Here is a 2,711-nt window from a genome sequence, read left to right on the forward strand (position 1 = left end):
TGCGCCGGCCCGTGGGGGGCCGGGAGGTCATGCGGGGCCAGCTGGAACGGCTGGTCGAGGCGACCAAGCTGGCCAACGTCACCCTCCAGATCCTCCCCTTCGACTCCGGCGCCCACCCGGCCATGGTCGGCTCCTTCAGCGTGCTCCGCTTCCCCGACCGGGAGCTGCCCGACGTGGTCTACCTGGAGCACCTGACCAGCGCCCTGTACCTCAACAAGCCCGACGAGGTCGACCAGTACCTGCACGTCATGGAGACCATCTGCGTCCGCGCCGCGCCGCCCGACCAGACCGTTGACCTGCTCGAGCGGATCCTGGAAGACCTGTAGCCCGGCCAACCCGCCCAGCTCAGCGGAGCAGGTCGTCGAAGTCGCCGTCCTTGACGCCGCCCAGGAAGGCCTCGAGCTCGGCGTCGGTGAACAGCAGCGCCGGGCCCCCGGGATCCCGGGAGTTCCGGACGGCCACCCCCTGGCCCGGGAGCTGGGCGAGCTCGACGCAGTTGCCCTGGGCGCTGCTGCGGGCGCTCTTGCGCCACCGCACCCCCGCCAGGTCGCCCGGGAGCACGCCGTTGTAGCTGATGAACGACCTCGAACCGCGAGTGTCAGGCGTCATTACCGTTCCTTTCGGTTTGTCCCACCCGTTCGCATCGGCCGATTGCACTTGGCTCCGGCAGTTGCATCTGCACTTGGCATTGGCGGATCATAGCCCAGTCGGTCCGGAACTCCGAATCGGGGGCCCGGGCCCCGCCGGGACGCTGTCGGGAGGCCCCATGGCAGATGCCAGGATGGACACGCCGGGGTTCCTCGGGCGTGTGCTCCGGGGCTTGCGCGGCCCAGCCACCCTCCGGCTCCGGCCGCGCCAGCGTCCCGAACCCCCACCCGCTCAGGCCGCGCCGCCTCCCGGCGACGGCCTCGACGCCGCCGAGCAGGCGGCGCTGGAGCAGCTGGGGGCGGCCGACGGGTACGCGACCCGCTGGCCGGTCCGGCGCGAGGTCGCCCGTTCCCTGGCCAGCCGCCAGCTGGTCGTGATCGCCTCCGACTACGTGCTGCTGACCAAGGCCGGCCGTCGCGCCCTCACCGCCGGCCCGCGGGGCCGCGACTGACGAGCCCGGCGCGGCCGGCGGCACCGCCGCCGCCGGTCCCGCCGCCGGGTCCTCGCCCGGCGTGCCGAGCGCCGCCCATCCCCGCGGTCAGCCGGCGGGGGCGGCCAGGCGCGAGAGCCCGCCCAGGCCGGCCCGGCGGACGAGCTCGGCGGCCAGGGGGCGGCTCGCCTCGACCAGGCCGGCCAGGTCGTGGCCGACCAGCCGGCCGTCGCCGACCCGGCGGACGCCGTCGACCCAGACGTCGGCCACGTCGCCCGGGGAGGTGCAGTAGACGACCTGCTGGCGGGGGTCGTGGACGCTGGCCAGGCCGGGTCGGTCGCCTCGCAGGCGGACCACGTCGGCCCGCTTGCCCGGCTCCAGCGACCCGATCAGGCCGTCGAGGCCGAGCGCCCGCGCCCCCTCCAGGGTGGCCATGGCCAGGACGTCGCCGGCGGAGACGGCCCGCGGGTCGAGCCGGGCCACCTTCTGGAGCAGGGCGGCCGCCTTGACCGCCTCCAGCATGTTCTGGCTGTCGTTGGAGGCGGCCCCGTCGGTGCCGATCCCGACCGGGATGCCGGCCCCGCGCAGCGCCGCCAGCCGGCACACCCCCGACCCGAGGATCATGTTGGCCACCGGGTTGTGGACCACGGCGACCCCGGCCCCGGCCAGCAGGGCGATCTCCGGCTCGACGACCCAGATGCCGTGCCCGGCCACCACCGGCACGTCCAGCAGGCCGACGTCGGCGGCCCGCTCCACGCTGGTGCGGCCCCAGCGCAGCCGGGCCTGGACGACCTCCTCGCGCACCTCGGCCAGGTGGGTGTGGACGGCCCAGCCGTGCTCGCGGGCCGCCCTGGCCGAGGCGGCCAGGAGCTCGTCGGTCTGGCCGAGCACGGTCCCGACCCCGAGCCGGAAGCCGACAAGGTCGCTGGCGGCACAGCGTTCGGCCAGGGCCTCGTGCTCGGCCAGGAACCCGGCCACCGGGTGGCGGTCGGGCTCGGCCACGTCCTCGGGCCCGAACGCCACCACCCCGCGCAGGCCGAGCTCCTCCAGCCCGTCGACCACCCCGAGGCTGGCCAGCGACCCCAGGTTGGTGTGGCAGAACATGTCGTTGACGCAGGTGGCTCCCGACAGCAGCAGCTCGGCCCCCTTGAGCATGGCCCCGACCCGGGCCATCTCCCGGGTCAGGTGCCGGCCGGCCGGGCCGACCAGCCGCTCGCCCCACTCGAACAGGGTCAGGTCCTCGCCCATGCCGCAGATCAGCGCCTCCGACAGGTGGGTGTGGCCGTTGACCAGCCCGGGCAGCACCACCCCGTGGTCGTCGCCCACCACCTCGGCGCCGGGGAACCGGGCCGTCACCTCGGCGAACGGCCCAACGGCCAGGACCTCGCCGCCGGCGAAGGCGACCGCCCCGCCGGCCAGGTCGCCGGCCGGCCCCATCGTGAGGAGGTGGCCGCCCCGGACCACCGTGGTCCGGCTCATTGCTGGGTGGCGGCGCGGCGGGTCTCGTGGTGCCAGGGGATGACCAGGCGCTCGACCAGCCCGACGAGGAAGAACAGGGCGATGCCCATGAGCGACAGCACCAGCACGGCCGCGAACAGCTCGGTGGTGGCGAGCTGGTTGTTGAGGGCCAGCA

General features: G+C 75.1%; 4 protein-coding genes. 2 read left to right on the forward strand and 2 right to left on the reverse strand.

What is annotated here, in order from left to right; genetic code table 11:
* Positions 1-326: DUF5753 domain-containing protein (locus tag VF468_14060; protein ID HEX5879417.1), on the forward strand; the 326-nt coding region annotated here is incomplete at its 5' end.
* Between the two features lie 19 nt (positions 327-345).
* Here the strand turns inward: VF468_14060 and VF468_14065 are convergent.
* Positions 346-609, reverse strand: coding sequence for a DUF397 domain-containing protein (locus VF468_14065; GenBank protein HEX5879418.1), 264 nt, complete (start codon positions 607-609; stop codon positions 346-348).
* Between the two features lie 157 nt (positions 610-766).
* Between VF468_14065 and VF468_14070 the strand changes: the two genes are divergently transcribed.
* Positions 767-1,099: a hypothetical protein gene (locus VF468_14070; protein ID HEX5879419.1), complete on the forward strand. Its 333-nt coding sequence runs from the start codon at positions 767-769 to the stop codon at positions 1,097-1,099.
* Positions 1,100-1,186: 87 nt separating this feature from the next.
* On the opposite strand, the gene VF468_14075 is transcribed toward VF468_14070, so the two are convergent.
* Positions 1,187-2,557, reverse strand: coding sequence for an amidohydrolase family protein (locus VF468_14075; protein HEX5879420.1), 1,371 nt, complete (start codon positions 2,555-2,557; stop codon positions 1,187-1,189).
* Positions 2,558-2,711 lie beyond the last annotated feature (154 nt).

The organism is Actinomycetota bacterium (assembly GCA_036280995.1).
Taxonomy (GTDB): domain Bacteria; phylum Actinomycetota; class CALGFH01; order CALGFH01; family CALGFH01; genus CALGFH01.

Bases quoted from the DNA above. Each gene is read 5' to 3' on its own strand.
- VF468_14070 (HEX5879419.1), top strand. From the start codon at position 767: ATGGCAGATGCCAGGATGGACACGCCGGGGTTCCTCGGGCGTGTGCTC.
- VF468_14075 (HEX5879420.1), bottom strand. From the start codon at position 2,557: ATGAGCCGGACCACGGTGGTCCGGGGCGGCCACCTCCTCACGATGGGG.
- VF468_14065 (HEX5879418.1), bottom strand. From the start codon at position 609: ATGACGCCTGACACTCGCGGTTCGAGGTCGTTCATCAGCTACAACGGC.